Origin of the sequence: Rhodococcoides kroppenstedtii (assembly GCF_900111805.1) — a bacterium.
In the GTDB taxonomy this organism is placed as follows: Bacteria; Actinomycetota; Actinomycetes; order Mycobacteriales; family Mycobacteriaceae; genus Rhodococcoides; species Rhodococcoides kroppenstedtii.
On record NZ_FOJN01000003.1, the window covers coordinates 295,145 to 315,257 of the forward strand.

16 protein-coding genes and 1 pseudogene are annotated in these 20,113 nt (G+C 68.8%); 2 read left to right on the forward strand and 15 right to left on the reverse strand.

What is annotated here, in order from left to right:
• Nucleotides 1-30 precede the first annotated feature (30 nt).
• Both BMZ18_RS05565 and BMZ18_RS05570 read left to right on the forward strand, forming a co-directional pair.
• On the forward strand, nucleotides 31-1,200 hold the full coding sequence (locus tag BMZ18_RS05565) for a low temperature requirement protein A (protein WP_083400175.1): 1,170 nt from the start codon (nucleotides 31-33) through the stop codon (nucleotides 1,198-1,200).
• Between the two features lie 97 nt (nucleotides 1,201-1,297).
• Complete coding sequence (locus BMZ18_RS05570; protein ID WP_074921967.1) at nucleotides 1,298-1,609, forward strand: nuclear transport factor 2 family protein; 312 nt, start codon at nucleotides 1,298-1,300, stop codon at nucleotides 1,607-1,609.
• A 44-nt stretch (nucleotides 1,610-1,653) separates the two neighbouring features.
• Here BMZ18_RS05570 and BMZ18_RS05575 read toward each other — a convergent pair whose 3' ends face one another.
• The 15 genes and pseudogenes from BMZ18_RS05575 to glf form a co-directional block, all read right to left on the reverse strand.
• Entirely contained in the window at nucleotides 1,654-2,022 is a 369-nt protein-coding gene (locus BMZ18_RS05575) for an STAS domain-containing protein (protein WP_074921969.1), read from the reverse strand.
• A gap of 56 nt (nucleotides 2,023-2,078) precedes the next feature.
• Nucleotides 2,079-2,423, reverse strand: a complete 345-nt coding sequence (locus BMZ18_RS05580; protein WP_074921971.1) for a hypothetical protein — start codon at nucleotides 2,421-2,423, stop codon at nucleotides 2,079-2,081.
• Nucleotides 2,424-2,670: 247 nt separating this feature from the next.
• Complete coding sequence (locus BMZ18_RS05585) at nucleotides 2,671-3,045, reverse strand: hypothetical protein (protein ID WP_074921973.1); 375 nt, start codon at nucleotides 3,043-3,045, stop codon at nucleotides 2,671-2,673.
• A 156-nt stretch (nucleotides 3,046-3,201) separates the two neighbouring features.
• Nucleotides 3,202-4,584, reverse strand: coding sequence for a sensor domain-containing phosphodiesterase (locus BMZ18_RS05590; RefSeq protein ID WP_139203854.1), 1,383 nt, complete (start codon nucleotides 4,582-4,584; stop codon nucleotides 3,202-3,204).
• 563 nt (nucleotides 4,585-5,147) lie between these two features.
• Nucleotides 5,148-7,051 (reverse strand): annotated as a pseudogene (gene fadD32 / locus BMZ18_RS05595) (long-chain-fatty-acid--AMP ligase FadD32).
• Between the two features lie 246 nt (nucleotides 7,052-7,297).
• Nucleotides 7,298-8,287, reverse strand: coding sequence for an LLM class F420-dependent oxidoreductase (locus BMZ18_RS05600; protein WP_068104241.1), 990 nt, complete (start codon nucleotides 8,285-8,287; stop codon nucleotides 7,298-7,300).
• A gap of 220 nt (nucleotides 8,288-8,507) precedes the next feature.
• Nucleotides 8,508-9,446 (reverse strand): cutinase family protein, encoded by a 939-nt coding sequence (locus BMZ18_RS05605; protein WP_068104242.1) that lies wholly within the window; start codon nucleotides 9,444-9,446, stop codon nucleotides 8,508-8,510.
• A gap of 54 nt (nucleotides 9,447-9,500) precedes the next feature.
• Nucleotides 9,501-10,040, reverse strand: coding sequence for a DUF732 domain-containing protein (locus BMZ18_RS05610; RefSeq protein WP_068361912.1), 540 nt, complete (start codon nucleotides 10,038-10,040; stop codon nucleotides 9,501-9,503).
• A gap of 136 nt (nucleotides 10,041-10,176) precedes the next feature.
• Nucleotides 10,177-12,042, reverse strand: coding sequence for an alpha/beta hydrolase-fold protein (locus BMZ18_RS05615; RefSeq protein ID WP_068361910.1), 1,866 nt, complete (start codon nucleotides 12,040-12,042; stop codon nucleotides 10,177-10,179).
• Nucleotides 12,043-12,285: 243 nt separating this feature from the next.
• Complete coding sequence (locus BMZ18_RS05620; protein ID WP_244516423.1) at nucleotides 12,286-13,242, reverse strand: alpha/beta hydrolase; 957 nt, start codon at nucleotides 13,240-13,242, stop codon at nucleotides 12,286-12,288.
• 388 nt (nucleotides 13,243-13,630) lie between these two features.
• Nucleotides 13,631-15,505 (reverse strand): arabinofuranosyltransferase AftB family protein, encoded by a 1,875-nt coding sequence (locus BMZ18_RS05625; protein WP_068361908.1) that lies wholly within the window; start codon nucleotides 15,503-15,505, stop codon nucleotides 13,631-13,633.
• Nucleotides 15,483-16,388, reverse strand: coding sequence for a decaprenyl-phosphate phosphoribosyltransferase (locus BMZ18_RS05630; protein ID WP_068104250.1), 906 nt, complete (start codon nucleotides 16,386-16,388; stop codon nucleotides 15,483-15,485). The genes BMZ18_RS05625 and BMZ18_RS05630 overlap by 23 nt, the downstream gene beginning before the upstream one ends.
• Nucleotides 16,385-16,897, reverse strand: coding sequence for a phosphatase PAP2 family protein (locus BMZ18_RS05635; RefSeq protein WP_068106589.1), 513 nt, complete (start codon nucleotides 16,895-16,897; stop codon nucleotides 16,385-16,387). The genes BMZ18_RS05630 and BMZ18_RS05635 overlap by 4 nt, the downstream gene beginning before the upstream one ends.
• Nucleotides 16,898-16,925: 28 nt before the next feature.
• On the reverse strand, nucleotides 16,926-18,785 hold the full coding sequence (locus BMZ18_RS05640) for a glycosyltransferase (protein WP_068361905.1): 1,860 nt from the start codon (nucleotides 18,783-18,785) through the stop codon (nucleotides 16,926-16,928).
• Entirely contained in the window at nucleotides 18,782-19,993 is a 1,212-nt protein-coding gene (glf, locus tag BMZ18_RS05645; RefSeq protein WP_068361902.1) for a UDP-galactopyranose mutase, read from the reverse strand. Before glf ends, BMZ18_RS05640 begins: the two co-directional genes overlap by 4 nt.
• Between the last annotated feature and the right edge of the window lie 120 nt (nucleotides 19,994-20,113).

A 20,113-nucleotide genomic window follows, 5' to 3' on the forward strand; every position in this document is an offset into this window, starting at 1 on the left:
CCCGGACGTCAACCGATCAGGGGGGCTGCGATGTACCCACGCTTCCATTTGAGCGTCATGCGTCCACGGGACCCGGACGAACCGGGACGGGCCGCCAGCACCCTGGAACTGTTCTTCGACCTCGTCTTCGTCGTGGCGGTGAGCATCGCCGCGGTGCAACTGCACCATGCGCTCACCGAGAACCACATCCTCCACGCCATCACGTCGTACGCATCGGTCTTCTTCGCCATCTGGTGGGCGTGGATGAACTTCACCTGGTTCGCGACATCGTTCGGAACCGACGACTGGCTCTACCGGGTCCTGACGTTCGTGCAGATGGCCGGAGTGCTGGTGCTCGCCGCAGGCATCGAGTCGGCGTTCGTCGACAGCTCGTTCGAACTCGTCGTCGTCGGCTACGCGATCATGCGAATTGCCATGATCGCTCAATGGCTCCGAGCGTCGCGGTCGGCCGGGGAAGCCCGACGGACCACCCAGCTCTACGCCGCCGGTATCGCCCTCACCCAAGTGCTGTGGCTGCTGTGGCTGCTCGTTCCGACCGGCATCCCCTCGACGGTCGGCTTCGTGATCCTCGTCGGAGCCGAACTGGCCGTACCGGCGATCGCCGAACGCGCGGGCAACACACCATGGCACCCGCACCACATCACCGAGCGCTACGGGCTGTTCACACTGATCCTGCTCGGCGAAAGCCTCCTGGCCTCCTCCAACGCCATCATCGAGGCGGTGCACAACGATCAGGAACTCCTGCCGCTTCTCTCGATCGCAGTCCTCACCTTCGTCGCCACCGCGGCCCTGTGGTGGATCTACTTCTGGCCACCACACCACCGCACCATCGGCTCACTGGGGAGCACGCTTCGCTACGGATACGTACACTACTTCGTCTTCGCCGCCGCCGGCGCCTTCTCGGCCGGTATCGAGGTGGAAATCGACGCGCTCACCCAGCACAGCGCGCTGTCCTCCTCGCAGGCTTCGTTCACCGTCACCGTTCCCATCGCCGTCTTCGTCGCCGGCATCTGGTGGATCGCACTGCGCGCGAACGCCGACCGCGTCGTCAACATCGCCGTACCCGCTGGCGCCGCACTGGTGCTGCTCGACCCGGTCCTTCCGATCCCGTTCGCCCTGACCGCAGTCTTCTTGACCGCCCTCGTCGTCGTCATCGTCGTCCGTCCACCGGTCCAAGCCGACAGCCCGACTCCGGTGTAGCGTCCCGACGCTCGGAACCCGATACGGATGCTGCTGCCACTCGATCCCCGCCCCGACCGGGCCGACGACGTTGCCTGAAAGGACAATAACGACGGTGATGATTCGACCTTCGCCCGTCCGACGTCTGATCGACGCTGTCAACGCCGGCGATGCGGAGGCACTGCTGGAGGCGTTCGACGGCGGCGGTGCGGTCGACGACCGGGGGCGCATGCACCGTGGGCGAAGTGCTATCGCTGCATGGTCGAGCTCAGTGTTGATCGGGGCAGGCGTTCGATTGTCCGCTCTGTCTGTCGAGGGGGACGACACCTTCACCGTGGTGGTAGCCGAGGATCGGCGCGGTGGAACCGGGCTGCGGACGTTCACCTTCGCACTCGACGGGGAGTCGATTCGACTGATGACCGTCCGCTGAGCGGGTCGGCGCCGCCCGGCGGGCGGTCGGGTGTCGAGTCGGTCCTATCTCGGGTCGGCGCCGCGTCGGACCACGTGCAGGACGTCGGTGACCCCGGCGATGTCCAACGGTCGCAAAGCGGCACTGTCGGCGGCGAGGACGGTCAGTGGGGGCGCTCCTGCTCGTTCGCGGTGCGTGTAAGCGCGCAGTAGAGCCGACACCGCAGCCGTCGACATGAATGTCACCCCACGCAAGTCCACCACGACGGCATCGGACGCCGAGATCGGAACGATGCGGCGAAACAGTGCGTCGGAGGTGTCGAGGTCGAGATCCCCATGCACCGTCACCATCCGGTGACCGTCGGCGTAATGCTCCTTGAGAGTCGCGGGCTCACCCGCGGGCCCGTGTTTTCCGATGTCCTGCGTGGAGGTCACCGAGTCGAGTGGCTCCCCGTCGGCGGGTAGCCCGATCCTCTCAGCTGGATGGGCGTTCACGCTGCGGCGTGGGGGGTTCGGCCGTTCGAGTCCGGCACTCCGTGGACAGGCCGAGCATCACGCCGTACACGCGACTCGACGGCACCGCGCAGGGGCTCGGCCGGCGGGAGAACGCGAACGTCGCCGCCGTCGGCGAACTCGGTGAGGGCGTCGAGAACTGTTAGGTGCGCCGCGGTCAAGGCCGTCAAATCCAGGACGACAGTGTCGATGGACCGCAGCACATCCAGTTCGACGCCGAGGCGGAGTAGATCGCGCCTTTCGAGTGCCCCACCCACGCGCAGCACGGCGAAGCGAGCGGTGTAGGTCTCGACGGCAATGTCGGCCGTGACCTCGTAGAACATTCTCGTCTTTTCGAGCGGGTCGTGCCTCGCAACCATGGGGGTGTTCCTCGATTCGATGCGCAGATGCGGCAGCTGTCCGCCGCAGAGAATCACAGGCCACGATGCCGCGCCGATGTCGCGGGCCCACCGCCCGGCAAATCACGCTTGGGACACGCTGAAATCACGTTTCCATCAAGGGTGAAGCTGCAGGCTGACGGACGCTCGACGCGGCGCGGTCGTCGACCCCGGTGGCGGCCGAAACAGTCGATCAGTAATGCTCGTCGTGCTCGGGACGGTCGAATCGGTCCCGGTTGGGCCGTGGCTCGAATCTCGTGGTGCCGCAGGAGCGACCGGGCCGCAGGACTACCGGAATCGCCACCGCGACGGCGACGGCGCCGACGGTGCAGACGACGGCCAGCAACACAGGCAGACGCTCTTCGCTCGATGGTTCCGTTTCGCCCAGCAAACCCCACACGTAGCCGACATACAGACACAATCCCACCAGGCTCCCGGATATCCCCGACCAGGTGATCACGCGTGCAGCGGGCCGGTCGGCGAACCGAGGTAGACCGGCGCCCGTCGCGGCCACCATCGACACGCTGAACACGGCGACAACGGACAAGACGACCTGCGCCTCGGTCATATCGACGACTCCCTTCTTGCCAGTCGGAGTCGAGACCGAGCAGTGACTACACACACCGGCAGTTCGATGGCGTTGAATGCAGCTCCGAGAGGTGTGGCCCGCAGAGATGGTCGACAACGGCAGCGGTGCACGAGTGAGATCGGCATCGATGTCGGCTCACAAATTCCGTCGAGTGTGCGGAAGGACCCGCTTCATCATCGATCGTGCCGCGGCGACCACCGTTGCCCGGTCGTGGGTGAGAACGAAGTCGAAGCGACGGTCGTCGTCGTCGACACCGACGTCCCCGAGGTCGCGGGCGATCAGCGCTGCGAAGTAATGGCGCCCGACCACGGTGACGGTCCATTCGTTCGCGAAACGCTCGGTGGGGTCGAGGGCTGCGCTGCGCACTCCCGGCGCCGGCTCGTCCTCGAGCCCCACTGCGAGGGCGGCGACGAAGGGATGTTTCGCCGCCAGCTCGCCGTAGCGAGCGACCACCTCCGGCGAGAACCATCGGGCGCGCTGGATAGCCGACAGAACCACCAGGGGTTCGGATGCGACACGTGCATGGTCCTCGAGGTGCCGCGCCAGGGTGAGCACGAACGCTTTCCGCGCCGTTACCGGGCCGATGCCGTCGAGCAGATCCGAGGGCACCTGCGGGACGGCCACGTCGGGTGCCGGGCGGCCCGGCCGGAGGGGGAACGGTGTCGAGGCTGGGCGGCTCGGCCGTGCCGATCGGCCCACCTGCTTCGCGGTGCCCCAAAACCGGGTCGGTACAAGCGGGAGGGGGCCCGGCTTCCCCAGGAGCCAGCCCTGCCCGAGGGTCGCGCCCAACGCGTGGGCGCGGGCGAGGTGTTCGGCGTCCTCGACGCCCTCGGCGAGGATGGTCGCCCCGGTGAATTCGGCGTGCGCGAGCACCGCGGCGATCAAGCGGACCTGCCCGGGGTCGGGGTCGGACTGCACCAACACGCGGTCGAGTTTGATGATGTCCGGGGCGACGAAGTCGAGCATGGTCACCGTGGCGTCGTTGGATCCGACGTCGTCGAGAGCGACCGAGCACCCGAGTCGCCGGGCTGCCTCGACCACTGCAAGCAATGTGGCGGGATCGGAAAGCAGCGCCCGCTCGGTCAGTTCGATCACCACGTTGATCGGCCATTCGAAGCCGTCGAGTGTTCTGCGGGCGTAGTCGGGGATGAGGGGGCCGTTGTGTGGCTCGACGTTGACGAACACACTGTGCGCCGTCGTCAGACCGGCGTCGGCGGCGCCGGCGAGGGCGGCAAGCCGGCACGCCCAGTCGAGTTCTGGAAGAACGCCGCGGGCCGCGGCGGAGGAGAACACCTGGCCGACGTCCACGTCGGGCACGGTGGGCCACCGCGCCAGCGCTTCGAAGCCCACCACCTCACCGGTGTTCAGAGCCACGATCGGCTGGTAGACCGAACGCACCGACCACACCTCGGCGAGAACCGCCTCGACCGCCGACCCGGAGGTGTCGATCGCCGCTCGTTTCGAGTCCGCGACGCTTTCGCCCGGGCCGTGGGGACGGCGTCCATCGTCCGGCAGCACACGGCCCCCTTCCCGGGCGGACCCGCACGTGAGATTCGCCGCCGCACCGGGACGGGCGGCCTCTCCTTCCACCGTACGGTGTCTTTGCAAGGGTGGAACGGGCGATACACGAGACTGCGGGAAGGTTCCTCGGAAAGGCGGGAAACCGGCGAAGGACACTATTCATAAGCACCCTCACGGGATACTGACAGGGTGATTCGCTACCGCACTCGCTGCAGGGACACTTCGACGTCACGCGGCGTTTGCGGTGGCCTCTTGCGTCCGGTCGATCCGGCGGACCCTGACGGGCTCTGGCGATGCTCGGTCGATCCCGACCACGACATTCGCGGCGGAGGCAGTAAGCACGTCGCCGTCGAACGTGGCGGTTCGTAACAATTGTGCGATAGCCGGCCGCATTCCTACCACGGTCTCCGGACGGCCGATTTTTCCACTCGATTGGATTCGGCCTCGATTGTCGAAAGCAGGCTTGCGGTTCCGCGATCGACCATTGCAGCCACTTCGTTCCGAACCAGTCGAGGCGGCTCGATCATCACGTGCGTCCTCCCTCCCAACATCACTGCGACTCACAGTGCGTCTGCCTCGGGGGCGTCGGGGAACGCGGTCTGCTGGTATCCACCGCGCAGCGTCCCCTCGATGTACGCCGCCTTGCAGGCGCGACGGGCGATCTTGCCGCTGGAGGTGCGCGGAATCGACCCCGCGGGCACCAGCAGCACGTCGCGTGCGGTGACGCCGTGGCGAGCGGAGATCGCGGCCCGCACGGTGTCGGCGATCGGCTGCGGGTCGGCCTTGCCGGCACCCGGCGCACGCTCGGCGACGTGACGAGCTGCTCGGACGCATCGCCCGGATCGCGGCTCAGACCACCCGCGCCGAACTCGAAGACGACGTCGGGGAGCTGGTTCGCCGGCACGGCGAACGCCGCGACGAAGCCCGGACGCAGGGCCGAGCTCGACTCCTGGGCCGAGTACTCGAGGTCCTGCGGGTAGTGATTGCGACCGTCGACGATCACCAGGTCCTTCACGCGACCGGTGATGTAGAGCTCGCCGTCCACGTAGACGCCGTAGTCGCCGGTCCGCATCCAGTTCGCGTCCTCGGCGACGCCGTCGGCGTGGCTGCCCTCGGAGAGCCGGGAGACGAGCTTGTTGTGGAACGTCTCCGACGTCTCCTTGCTCCGGCCCCAGTACCCGCGTCCGATGTTCTCCCCGTGCAGCCAGATCTCACCGACGTGACCGTCGGCCACCTCGGCGGCGGCGTCGGCGTCGACGATCGCGGCCCACTGGCTCCGCGCGACGTAGCCGCAGGATACCTGCGGAATGGCGTTGGGGGCCGACTCGTCCACGCGGACGATGCGGCCGGCGTTGAGCTCGGTGCGGTCGACGTGGATGACCTTGGCTTCGTCCGAATGCTTGGTCGAGGACACGAACAGGGTGGCCTCGGCCATGCCGTAGGACGGCTTGATGGCGGTCTTGGGCAGCCCGTACGGCGCGAAGGCGTCGTTGAACTTCTTCATCGACGTGGTGGTGACCGGCTCGCTGCCGTTGATCAGGCCGATGACGTTGGACAGGTCGAGCGTGTTGCCGTTCTTGGGCAGTCCGCGCTGCGCGGCGTGCTCGAACGCGAAGTTCGGCGCCGCGGCGAAGGTGCCCGCGCCGTCCGACACCGCAGCGAGCTCCTTGATCCAGCGCCACGGCCGCTGCACGAACGCGCGCGGGCTCATGATGGTGATGTACTTGCCGCCCAGCGCGGGCAGGATCACCGTGAGCAGGCCCATGTCGTGGAAGAGCGGCAGCCAGGTGACGCCGCGCGAGTCCTCGTTGAGCTCGATGGCGTCGACCATCTGCAGGGCGTTGACGCCGACGGCGCGGTGCGTGATCTCCACACCGGCGGGCGTCCGCGTGGACCCGGACGTGTACTGCAGGTACGCGATGTCGTCGATCGACGCGTCGGGCTCGGTCCAGCTGTCGCCCACGGTGTCCGGGATGGCGTCCACGGCGATGATGCGCGGACGCTTGGCGGCGGGCAGCGCGCGGAAGAACTGACGCACCCCGGCCGCGGAATTGGTGGCGGTGAGAATGGCCGACGGCTCGCAGTCGCCGAGCACCGCGTGCAGGCGGTCGCTGTGGCCGGGCTCGTCGGGATCGAACAGCGGAACCGCGATGGCACCGGCGTAGATGGCACCGAAGAAGGAGACGACGTAGTCCAGGCCCTGCGGTGCGAGGATCGCCACCCGGTCGCCCGGGGAGGTGACCTGCTGCAGACGGGCACCGACCGCGCGCAGACGAGCACCGAACTGCGCCCAGGTGAGCTCGTGTACCTCGCCCTCCCGCTCGCGGGAGTAGTCGATGTACCGGTAGGCGAGAGCGTCACCGTTCTCGGCGACGTTCTCTTCGACGTGGCGCACCAGCGTCAGACCCTCGCGGATCCGGATCCGGCCGGTTTCGTCGACGAAGTCGTCGAACGAGTCTTTCATCTCATCTCCTCCGAGGCGCTGAGCACCGTGTGTCCGTGGCGCAGCCACACCGTCTCCACGTGGCGCCGCCACATCATGTCGCCGTGGCGCCGCCACACCATGTCTCCGTGGCGCCGCCACACCATGTCTCCGTGGCGCCGCCGAGCGAGCGCGTCGCGCGTGGTCGTACTGGGGTGGGAATGCCGACAATCGGCGCCCGACAATTGTCGACGCAGCCGACGATAGGGTACAGACCGTGCGCTCATGTCATTCCCCCGCCAGCAGCGGAATGACCGGCGCGAACGCTTCCATCTGAGTGGGGAAAACGCCGACGTAGGACATGCCGGTGGCGGCGCGGACCCCGCGCACCTGCTCGGCGATCTCCTCGAACGACCCGATTGCGATGTAGGGCGAGCGCAGGACGTCCTCGACGGTCAGCTTGACGTCGACGTCCATGTTGGGCGGGAAACCGTTGTCGAGTGCACCGAGCACCATCTCCGCCGTCTGTTCCCGGTCGTCCGAGATCAGAATGGTCGTGATCGTCCAGTTCAGCTCGATGTCGGCGAAGCGGTCGCCTGCGGCGCGGCGGATGACCTCGACCCGCTCGATGCTCTTCTCCATCGTGATCTCGGAGAGCTTGAGCTTGCCCTCCTTGGTGGTGCTGGGCACCAGCGAGATGATGTCGGCGTGCTTGGCCGCCAGAGCGAGCATGCGCGGTCCGCCGCCGCCGACGGCGATGGGCGGACGGGGGCCCTGCCGCGGACGCGGGCTGCCCTGCAACCCTCGGACCTGGTAGTGCTTGCCCTCGAAAGTGCATTCCTGGCCCCGCAGCAGCACGTCGAGAATGGTGAGCGACTCGTCGAGCTTCTCGATGCGGACACCCGGGCTCTCGTACGCGATGCCCGCCTTGTCGTACTCCTCTTTCATCCACCCCGCGCCGATGCCGAACTCGAGCCGACCGCCCGAGATCTGATCGATGGTGGTGGCGTCCTTGGCCAGGACCGCCGGATGGCGGAAGCCGTTGGCCAGCACCGCCGTTCCGAGCCGGATCTTGTCGGTGGCCACCGCCAGCGCACCGAGCGCGGCGATCGGACCCACCTGATTGCCCAGGTGATCGGGGATCATGAAGCTGTCGTAGCCGAGTTCCTCGGCCTTCTGTGCCAGCTTCACGAAGCGACGCGCGCCGCCCTCGTCCGGGTTGCCTTCCCCGCCGGCTGCGAAGCGGAACGGGCGCACAGGCGCAGCGGCAGCTGTCATTCGGTCGGGTCTCCTGTGCTGACGGTCGGGGCGCTCGGGCAGGGTCTCGCGGTGGTCCTCGCGACAGTCCCGCCGAACGGCCGAGGACACCGGGGCGAGAACCGAGGAGCCACTCTAGCCGTTACCGGCTCGAGACCAAAAGCGCCTGTGACACGCACACACGACGGTGCGGGAGACCTTGTCCTCACGCCAGTCCGTCACACGCGGATCGCGTGCCACCTCACGAATGGGCCGGTGTCGGCGCCGAGTCGATGAGCCCGGCAGCCCAGTCGCGTGTCCATTCGACCGCCGTCGTACCGGCGTCGTCCACGACGTACGACGCGTAGCTCCCGTGGACGGGGTTGCCGGCCGCCCCCGCGAGGGCACCGAGCGACGACGGGATGTTGCGCAGCGACATCGCCTGCGGCGGCGCGGCGCAGATGAGGTCGCCGGGCGCGCAGATGCTGTAGGTCCGATCGGCCAGGGCCCCGAAGCCACCGCGCCGCTCTCCCGTCATCGTGATGCCGGGGACGTCGAGACCGCCGAGGGCGACCTCCGCACCGACTCCGTCGACGGGTGGACCGACCTGCTGGGCACTGACACCGTCCCGTCGCCCGTCGGCGATGAGCGTGACGCCGAGGACGCGGTCGGCCGGCACCGGGCCGTCGCCGGCCCCGATCGCCGCGGCGAGGTCGCCGACGATCACCGCACCCTGCGAGAACCCGGCGAGCACGTACGACGTCAGCGGGCAGTCCGAGTAGCGCTGCGCCAGAACGTCGTTGGCCCGGGCTGCACCCTCCGAACGACTGACGTTGTACGACGCCTGCCCGTCCGGCGGGAAGGCGATGGGATTGGAGAACTGGGCGACGTACGGGACGGTGTAGACCTCGGCCCGGTTCGGCGGGAAGCGGTTCTGCAGTTCGGACGTCACCTTCAGCATCAACGACGCCGGGTTGGCAGTGGGTGCGTAGGGGTCGTCGCCCGCGTTGGATTCCCAGGTCCCGGGGACCGACAGGACCATCACGTCGGGACACGACGCCGGCTGCGAGGTGGGCGGTGCGGCGTCGGGCTCTCCCGGACGACCACGGTCCGGCGTGGTCAGCCGGCCGGCGAGCAGGTACCAGAGCAGCAGGACGACCAGCAGCACCACCAGGACGATCGCAACCACGACGGCCAGCATCCGGAGCGGTGATCGGCGGCGGGCGGCGCCCCGCCCTCGCGACGACACGTCCGTCTACCCGCAGTAGGTCGACCGCGCCGCGTCGATGTACTTCTGCGCGGTGGCGGCGGCGTCCTCGGCACTGATCTCGGTGCCGCTGGCCGACGCCTCGGCGCCGACGTTGGCGGTGACGAAGGTCGAGATCTGATCCGCGGCGACGCCCTCGCTCTGCGCCGCGCAGATGTAGTTGGCGGTGCCGATCGCGATGTCGCCGTTGCCCGCGACGGTCACGCCGTCCGCACGCAGGCGGTCGAGGAACGCGTCGGAGCGTGGATCGCGCGGAACCTCGGTGGGGCCCGGGTAACCGCTGGGCACGGCCTCCTGCTCCTCGGCGGCCGCGCCGGACGAGGCGGCACCGGAGGTGGTGGTCGCGGCGCTGCTCGAGCTGGACGGGCCGGTCGAGGGCGCCTCGCTGGTCGCCTCGGCGGTCGTCGACGCGGACGGCGTGGGGGTACTGCTGGCCGACGAGTCGTCGCCGCCACAGGCGGTCAGCAGTGCCCCGGCGGCCGTCGCCAGCAGGACGGGCGCGAGGAAGGAAACGACTCTCGATGTCACGTGCGGGTCCTCTTCGGGTCGAGACGGGTGCCGAGCGCAGCACACGCTACCGACCGGGGCTGAGAGAACTCTGTGCTCTCTCTCCGACAACCACTGTCGACTACCGACGGTCGTCGTCGCCCCGGTCGGTCGCGCGTCAGGGAACGATCTGGACGTTGCCGTCGCGCACGGTGACGAAGCCGTTCTGGAAGTTCTGCTGAACGCCCCCGGGAATCGGGAACTCGTCACTGGTCACGTACCCCAGCCGCCCGTTCTCGTAGCCCACGCTCTTCCACGCGTCGAAGATCGGTCCGTTGCGGATCACCCAGGCACCGGTGGCCGGCGACCAGTAGATGTTGCCGCCCTCGAACTGGGTGAAGCGGCCGTTGTCGCGCACGGCGATCTCGTTGGTGCGCGCGAAGCCGAGAGGCCCGTTCTCCCACCCGGTCTGGCCGTACTTCTCCATGATCTTCCCGAGCACCGCATGCGTGCCGGTGTCCGGCGAGAAGTACATGGCGCCGATCTCGAAGCCCTGCACCGCACCCGGGCGGTTGGGGGTCGCGACCTCGTCGCGCAGCGGGTACCCGAGCGGTCCGCGCTCGTAGCCCTGACGCGCCCATTCGTCGAGGATCGCGCCGCGGACGGCGTGCGCGCCGGTCTGCGGCGTCCAGTAGACCATTCCGTTGCGGAAGGAGTTGTAGCGTCCGCGGCCGTCCGGCACGCCCAGTTCGCCGGAGGTCGGCATGCCGAGCACGCCGGCCGGTCCGCCGAGTCCGGAGTACGCGCCGCCGATGGCACCGGCCACCACGTGCGTCCCGCTGTCGGAGGTGAAGATGCGCCCGACGCGGAAGTCCTGCGCGCGCCCGCCGGGGACGTCGTACTCCGCCGTCAGGCAGTCACCGAGCCACCCGTTGGCGCTGGCCGCGCCCCCGATCGCGCCGCCGACCGAGCAGGCGGGCTTGTCCGCCTCGACGCCCAGCGCGGTGGCGATCTGCGGCCAGGCCTGCTTGACCTCGAACTGCCAGTAGCTCCACGCGTGCACGCCGGACGGCCGATAGTTGATGGTGGCCGGGATGCCCAGCTTCGTCAGCTTGGTGGCGAAGGTCTGGGAGGTCAGTCGCGAGAGGATCTCGAGACCCATGCCGGCGTAGTTGGTGCTGATGCCGGGGATGTCGGACGGCTGGTCGTACGGTCCGGCGGCACCGCTGCCGCTCGAGACGTAGAGGCTGGTGCCCTTCAACTTCTCGGCGAGGACGTACGGATCGTGCTGGGCCCACAGGTCACCCGACGGCACTCCCCACATCGACCCGACGTCGAAGCCGCCAGCGTCCTGCATCGCGTAGCCGATCGCCTGCGGCATACCGAGCGTCGAGGTCGAGAGGATGCCGGAGAACGAGCCCGCGAACTTGAAGAAGCCGGGGTTGCGCGCGGCCAGCGTCATGGCCGCGGTACCGCCCATCGACAGTCCGGCGACGGCGCGGACGTCCGTCGACCGCCAGTCGCGCTCGAGGATCGGGGGGAGCTCCTTGGTCAGGAAGGTCTCCCACTTGTAGTTGCGTCCGTTGTTCTGCTCGACCCAGTCGGAGTAGAAGCTCGACTGGCCGCCGACCGGCAGGACCACGTTGACGTTCTTGTCCGCGAACCACGTCTCGGCGTCGGTCTCGGCGGTCCAGCCGTTCTCGACGTCGGTCGCGCGCATGCCGTCGAGCAGCCACAGCGTGGGGAACGACGCCCCCGGGCTGCGGTTCCAGTCCCGCGCGAGCAGGATCTGGACCTGGATCGGCACACCCATGGACGGCGAATTCACCCACACCGCGACGCGGCGATCGGTGAGCCAGTCGACGCGAGCGACGGACGCGCCGGCGTCGTTCTGCGCCCGCACGGGTGCGGCCTGCACCGGCGCGGCGGCTGCGGGCACCGCGAGGGCGGTCGTGGTCGCGCCGCCGACGAGCGGCAGCACCAGCGCCAGAGCGACCGCGGACATTCGCAGTCGGCGTCGGCCGGTCGTCCTCGGTACACGCATGGGGCTCTCTCGCTTCCTCGGGTGGCAACGCGGACGGCGGGCTCGGATCCCGGGGGACCCGGGAACAACAGCGCCGTCGGCGTGGTCGGTAGTTCCGATTTCTACACGTCGCGCGGCCTCTTTCCTGAGAGGCTCGCTGTGACGGATGGTGCGAATGTTACTCGGTGACGGGGTCCGGACAGACGAACGACCCCGACACCGCGGTGTCGGGGTCGTTCGTCGGAGTTCCGTTCGGGACTCGGGTCAGCCGATGTTGGCCCGCAGATCGGGCATCATCTGCACGATCTGGTCGAACCAGTAGCCCCACCGGTGCGTGCCCTGACCCGGGAAGCTGTAGGTCACGTTGTTCGCGCCGATGGACGCCATCCGCACCTGGAATGCGCGGCTGTTGGCCAGTGCCAGAGCCTCGAGGCCCATGCCGTTGGCGGTGTTGTAGTAGTCGAGCAGCGAGGCCGGGCGGTCGTAGACGCCGGGCAGACCGCTGGCGGCCGAGACCCACACGCGGGTGCCGTTGTCACGCAGACGCGGGGCGAAGACGAACGGGTCGTTGCGCAGCCACGCCGGATCCCAGGGCGGTCCCCACATGGAGTCGACGTTGTAACGGCCGGCGTCGAGCATGGCCACGCGGATCGCCTCACGCATGCCCGGAGCCGAGATGTTCAGGTAGCCGGACAGCGATCCGGCGTAGCTGAACTGGTTCGGGTGGTAGGCCGCCAGCGTCAGTGCGGCGGAGCCGCCCATCGACAGGCCGACGACGCCGACGTTCGACCGCGCGAAGCCCAGATCGGGGCCCGCGAGGCGGTTGGGGAGGTTCTGCGTCAGGAACGTCTCCCACTTGTACGTGGTGCGCTGCCCGTTGAAGTTCGAGGGGGCGTACCAGTCCGAGTAGAAGCTGGACTCGCCGCCGACCGGCTGGACCACGTTGATGTTGTTGTCCGAGAGGAACGAGCCCGCGTTGGTCTCGTGCTCCCAGCCGCTGATGTCGTTGGTCGCCCGCAGACCGTCGAGCAGGTAGACGACCTTGTTGGTGTTGCCGTCGGCCGCACGCCAGACGCGGCTCTTGATCGGGCCCATGGACGAGTCGGTCCACACGTCGAAGCCGGCGCGCACCTCGGCGTTCGCGACCGGACCGGTGCCGACCACGGCGAGGCCGAGCGGCACGGCCGCGGCCATCACCAGGGAGACGACGGCACGACGCATACGGCGGCCGACTCGGGGGGTGCGAAGGCGAGTTGCCTTTCGCGGCTGAGCGCTGGCATCACCAGCGGCTTCGGTCACGAACCCGTCACGCATACATTCGGCCTCTCACCATCACACGTGCGGCCGGTCGGCCACACCGCTTCGTTCCGTTCGATCGGGCGACGTTCCCGTTTCGCTTCACGAACGCCGTCCCTCGGTTTCGTCCACTGCGCGCACGTCACCCGGTGGGCGCGTTCGCACGTCGACGCACATCATCTCTGCATATCCCCCGCGACGATGACAGCGTTACACAACCGAGATGCAAGATTCCAGCCGGTCGCGTCATGACATCGCACGGTCGACGGCGAAACAGCACCACGCGACACGCCGTGTGTGACGTAGATCTCACTCACGACGTCGGCCCGGTCGGCGTGCGCTCGGGCGGCGGGGTCAGGCCGCACCGCTCGATCTCGTACTTCGGCACCCGATCGATCCGGTAGGCCGCGAAGTCGAACGCGTGCTTGAGGTTCTGCACGAACCGCGCGCGCGTCAGCTCCGAGCGGTAGGACGTCAGCAGCGCCTCGGTGTCCGGACAGGTCAGCGCGACCTTCGCCTGCGCGACCCAGTCCTCGTCGAGGTAGAAGGGCAGGAAGGGGTGCACGTCGACCATCCCCGTGTCGGCGACCACCCAGTCCGGGAACAGGTTCTTGTCGTGGCCGATCCGGCCGTTCTCGAGCCGCTCGGTGTGCGCCGCCAACGGGTACGCCAACCCCATCTGGTCGAGCACGCGCACGTCGAGTCCGACGTTCATGCTCGTCATGCCCAGGTTGAGGAAGAACACCACGTGCTCGGCCCCGCCCTCGGGGATCGGCAGCGGCGGCGGCACCACGTCCCAGCTGGTGAACTGCGCCGACGGCAACAACAGGCCGCCGTCGGGCGTGCGCTCGATCGCCTCGACCATCGCTCGCATGCGCGGGTAGTCGAGGTAGTCGCTTGCCAGGATCGGATGCCGATGCCCGGTGTTGACGGAGTAGAAAGCACGCTCGTCGACGATCCCGCTGCGGCCGACCTGGGTGCCCTGCGGCATGGCCACCGTGAACGCCGCGGCCACGGCCCACACCAGCACGCCCACCCACACGAGCAGGGCGCTCACCAGCGCGATCGGGCCGCGGCGCAACGGGACGGGAATGACCGCCACGGGCAGCAGCAGCAGGAACAGCGCCGGCAGCAACGTCCGCCCGTGCATGAAGTCGCCCCCCACCCGCACGGCGTAGACCACCGACAGCAGACCGGAGAACAGCGCGAACGCCACCACCGCCGAGGGCGTCCGCAGCCGCTCGAGACCGCGCACACGGTCGGAGCGCACGCCCGAGCGCGGTACGACGATCGCCCACACCGCGGCGGCCACGCCGACGAGGAGCAACGGCACCCACAGCGCATACGGCCCCACCAGATTGCCGAGGTAGGTCAGCCCCTGGTCCCACTTGGCGCCGCCGGCGTCCTTCGAGACCGCCGTGTTGGGGTACGGCAGCGCGTAGTAGCCCATGCGCCAGATCTGGTAGCCGACAGGTGTCGCCCCGGCGACCACCACGATCGCCGCGCGCCGCGCCCACGACTGCGGCACCGCAACCACCACGAGCAGCGCGAGCGCACCGACCAAGACCAACTCCGGACGCACCAGCGGCGACAGTCCGCCCCAGAAGGCCAGGAACAGCACCGACCCGAGGCCGGGCCGGGTGGACCGGTCCGCCCACCGCAGCATCGCCCACCACAGCACGGCGATCCAGAAGATCACCAGACAGGTCTCGAGTCCCGACGTCGCGAAGTCGCGAGCCGGGGGAACCGCGATGTAGACGACGGCGCCGGCGGGCAGCAGCACCACCGCGCGACCGGTGTGCAACCGCATCGTGCCGAGCATCGCGACGACCACCGCGGCCGTGGTCAACACCAGGGCGATGCTCAACACCACGTACTCGAGGCGCACGTCGGTGAGCCAGGAGAAGAACCACACCACGTAGGTCCACGCGGTGCTGGTGTTCGCCTCGACCCGCTCGCCCGCGTTGAAGACCGGTCCGTTGCCGGCCAGCAGGTTGCGCACGGTCCGCAGCACGATCAGACCGTCGTCGGCGATCCAGCGTCGCTCCCACGCACCGAGGAACGCCACGACGCCGACGACCAGCACGCCGACGAACCCGACGACGCGCGCCCAGCGCGGCCCCGAGGTCTCGTCGGGGTCGGCCGACTCCGTGTGCGTCGTCCCCCTAGGCGAGGTAGACAGCGACACCCACCACTCCGATCCACGCGATGGCGAGCAACTGGAGCACTCGATCGCCGAGGGCGATCTCCTCGGGCTCGCCGGCTTCACCGCCGTCGACGTCGACGGCGTATCGAAGGATAGCGACGGTGAACGGAACCATCGAGATGGCGAACAGGGTGCTGTCGTTCTTCGCGTCCTGGTCGAAGGCCCACAGCCCGTAGCAGATCACGACGGCGGTGGCGCTCAGCGTCCAGACGAAACGCAGGTAGGTGGTGGTGTAGTTCTCGAGCGACCGGCGGATCTTGGCGCCGGTGCGTTCGGCGAGCTGCAGTTCGGCGTAGCGCTTGCCGGCCGCCATGAACAGCGACCCGAAAGCCATGATGAGCAGGAACCACTGCGAGAGCGGGATGTCCGCGGCCACACCGCCGGCGATCGCCCGCAGCAGGAAGCCCGACGAGACGATGCAGATGTCGAGCACGGCCTGGTGCTTGAGCCCGAAGCAGTACGCGAGCTGCACCCCGATGTAGACGGCCATCACCACGGCGAGGTTCCAGTTGGCCAGGAACGACAGCGCGATCGACCCGCCGAGCAGCACGACCGCCATGGCGTAGGCCAGCTGTACCGGCAGGACACCGGCCGCGATCGGCCGGAAACGCTTGGTCGGGTGAGCGCGGTCGGCCTCGACGTCCATCGCGTCGTTGACCAGGTAGATGCCCGACGCCGCCATGCAGAACACCACGAACGCGAGGGCGACGGGCACCAGCACCGACCCCTCGGTGACCGACCCCGCGGCCAGCGGTGCCGCCAGCACCAGGACGTTCTTCACCCACTGACGGGGCCGCACTGCCTTGACGATGCCGGCCGCCAGATTCGCCGGCGGGCGGCCGACCTCGGTGGGTTCCTCGCTCATGACGCCGCCTTCTCGAGTCGAACCGCGACCGCTGCGCTCACGGCGCCGAGAGCGGCACCGCTGAGCACGTCGGACGGGTAGTGCACGCCCAGGACCAGCCGCGAGAGCAGCATGGTGGGCACCAGAACCGGGGCGACCGGGAGCCCGGAGGCTCGCCCGATCAGCACCGCGGCCGCCGTCGTCGACGTCGCGTGCGACGACGGGAAACTGAACTTGCTCGGGACGCCGACGCCGATCCGGACGTCGGGATGCGTCGGCCGGCGACGCCGTACGACACGCTTGACCGCGATGGAGGCCGCGTGCGCTCCGACGGCCCCGACGACGACGGTCGTCCACTGCGGGCGTCGGGACCGGTCGAGTGCCGCGCCGAGACCGCCGACGGCAATCCAGCCGAGAGCATGTTCGCCGAGATGCGACAGACCGCGCGCGGTGCGCACGGCGCCCGGCAGCGCGCCGACGGTCCGTTGGACCGCGAGCAGCGTGCGGACGTCGGCGTTCGGAGTCGGCAGCGTCACCTGTGGCGAGCCGGCCGCGTCGTCAGCCGACCGGGGTAGAGAAGACACGTTCCCACCGCTCCTTGCTGGTCAGTTCGGGGACGGCGCGACGATACTGCTCCGACACCTCGGGGAAGCGGCGGAGCAGTTCCCGACGCAGCGCGAGCGCCTCGCGGCCCAACGTCGCGGCGACGGCCCGATCCCGCTTGCGGTAGACCACTCCGCGGCCGTCCGCGGTGGTGACCGTGACGCCGTCGACCTGCGAGAGCAGGAACCAGCGCGAATCCATGGTCGGCACGTTCAGCTGGGGCGTCTCGTGATGCCCGTCCTTGGCCGGGCGCAGGCCGTGGACCAGGCCGCGGGCGAGTCGGGAGACCTTCGCGACCGCGCCGACGGGCATGCTCACGTCGGGCACGTCGGCACCGCTCGCGGGCGGCAGCGCCGTCGACGACGGCAGCACCACGGCGTCCGGGTACTCCCGTCGCGCGCGGTGCACGTCGCCGAGTGCGGTCGGCAGGATGTCCACCAGATGGTCGGGTCCGGCCAGGAAATCGCGGACGGCCATGTTCTGGATCGCGACGGTGGAGTACTCCAAGCACAGCAGGTGCTTCGTGGTCGCCTTGAGGGTGTCGAGGACCAGTCCGCGCGCGGACTCCGGCGAGTGCAGGGCGGCGACGACCAACCGGTTGCGCAGGTGGAAGTACGCCTGCCAGTCGATGGCGTCGTCCTTGTCGCTCCACGCCATGTGCCAGATGGCGGCACCGGGCAGCGTCACCGTGGGGAAGCCGGCGGCGCGAGCACGCAGGCCGTACTCGGCGTCGTCCCACTTGATGAACAGCGGCAGCGGTTGCCCGATGGTCTCCGCGACGACGCGCGGGATGAGGCACATCCACCAGCCGTTGTAGTCGACGTCGATGCGGCGATGCAGGAGCGCCGACTCACGCAGCGGCTTCTCGGCGAAATCGTGGTCGTACTCGACGTTGTCGGCGCCGCCCCACATGAAACGGGACCGGTCGATGCGCTCGCCCATGACGTGCAGGTGGCTGCGCGCCTGCAGGTTGAGCATCTGCCCGCCGACGAGGGTCGGCACGGTGGCGAAGCGCGCCAGGGCGAGTGCCCGCAGGATCGAGTCGGGCTCGATCTCGATGTCGTCGTCCATGAACAGGATGTGATCGGCGTCGGTCGTGGTCAGCGCCTCGTACATGATGCGGCTGTATCCGCCGGACCCGCCGAGATTGGCCTGGTCGTGGATGCGGAGGCGGTCACCGAAGTGCGCGGCCACGTCGTCGAAGTCGGGCCGCTCGCGCACCTTGCGCGTGCCCTGGTCCGGCACGATCACCGCGTCGACGACGTCCATCACCAGTGGGTCGGACGCGATCGCGGCCAGGGCGGCGACGCAGTCGGCGGGACGGTTGAACGTCGGGATCCCGACGGCGACACGGCCGGCTCCCGGTGCGGGCACCGTCGCGTACCACCCGGCGGCGTCGACGCGCACGTCGTCGTAGGTGGTGACGTCGAACCAGATCCATCCGCCGTCCTCGAACGGCCCCAGGTCGATCTCGAACTCGAGCGCGGTCGCGCCGTCGGTGGCGGCGCCGTCGACGTGGATACGAGAGCCGTCGGCCTTCGAGCGGTAGACGTCGATCCGGCACTCGCCGGCCAGTTCCACCCGCAGCACGACGGAGGTGAGCACGCTCCACCGTCGCCAGTAGCCGGCCGGGAACGCGTTGAAGTAGGTGCCGAAGGACACCTCGGACTCGGCGCCGATGGCCACCGAGGTCCGTGAGAGCGAGTGTGCCCGACGGGGGTTGGTGACGGCCTCGTCGGTGTAGAGCGATCGCACGTCGAGCGGTTCCCCGGCCCGCGGCAGCAGGATCCGGTGCAGCAGTGCGCGATCGGTCACGACGCGCCGTCCGCCGTCGCCCCCAGCGGGGCGCCGGACTCGAGGTGCGGACGCAATGTGTTCTCGAAGGTGGTCAGCGCGCTGGCGATGGCCATGTGCATGTCGAGGTACTGGTAGGTGCCCAGGCGACCGCCGAAGATCACCCGGTTCTCCGCCGTCTCGCGCTTGGCCCGCTCGCGGTACGCGGTGAGCTTGCTGCGATCGTCGGGCGTGTTGATCGGGTAGTAGGGCTCGTCACCGGACTCGGCGAACCGCGAGTACTCGCGCATGATCACCGTCTTGTCCGCGGGGTAGGACCGCTCGGGGTGGAAGTGCCGGAACTCGTGGATGCGAGTGAACGGAACGTCCGCGTCGTTGTAGTTCATGACCGGCGTGCCCTGGAAGTCACCCGTCGGCAGCACCTCGGTCTCGAAATCGAGCGTGCGCCACCCCAATTCGCCCTCCGCGTAGTCGAAGTAGCGGTCCAGCGGGCCGGTGTAGACGACGGGCGCCGACGGGCTCTCCGCACGCAGGGCGTCCCGCACGTCGAACCAGTCGGTGTCCAGGCGCACCTCGATCAGCTCGTGCGACGCCATGTTCTCGAGCCATGCCGTGTACCCGTCGACGGGCAGACCCTCGTACGTGTCGTTGAAGTACCGGTTGTCGAAGGTGTAGCGCACGGGCAGCCGCGTGATGTTGCCCGCGGGCAGATCCTTGGGGTCCGTCTGCCACTGCTTGGCGGTGTAGTCGCGGACGAACGCCTCGTAGAGCGGTCGGCCGATCAGTGCGATCGCCTTCTCCTCGAGGTTGGCCGCGTCGTCGACCGAGATCTCGCTGGACTGCTCCTCGATCAGCGCTCGCGCCTCCGCCGGCGTGAAGTAGCGGCCGAAGAACTGCGACACCAACCCGAGGCCCATCGGGAACTGGTAGGCCTGGCCCTGGTGCAGCGCGAACACCCGGTGCTGGTAGTCGGTGAAGTCGGTGAACCTGTTGACGTACTCCCACACCTTCGTGTTCGAGGTGTGGAACAGGTGCGCGCCGTACTTGTGCACCTCGATGCCCGTCTCGGGCTCGGGTTCGGAGTACGCGTTGCCGCCGAGGTGCGAGCGCCGGTCGAGAACGAGCACGCGCTTGCCCAGTTCGGTGGCGCTTCGCTCGGCGATGGTCAAGCCGTAGAAGCCGGACCCGACAACGATGAGGTCGTACCGGCCGTGCGAAGAATCGGTCACGGGTGATCAGGGTATCCGACGCCCTGTAGTGGAGCCGCAACGCGCAGTTCGGCCGCGCGGGAGAGCGTCGTTCGAACACCTGGCCGAACCCTCTAGTTGAGGTTGATGGTTGACGGTTCT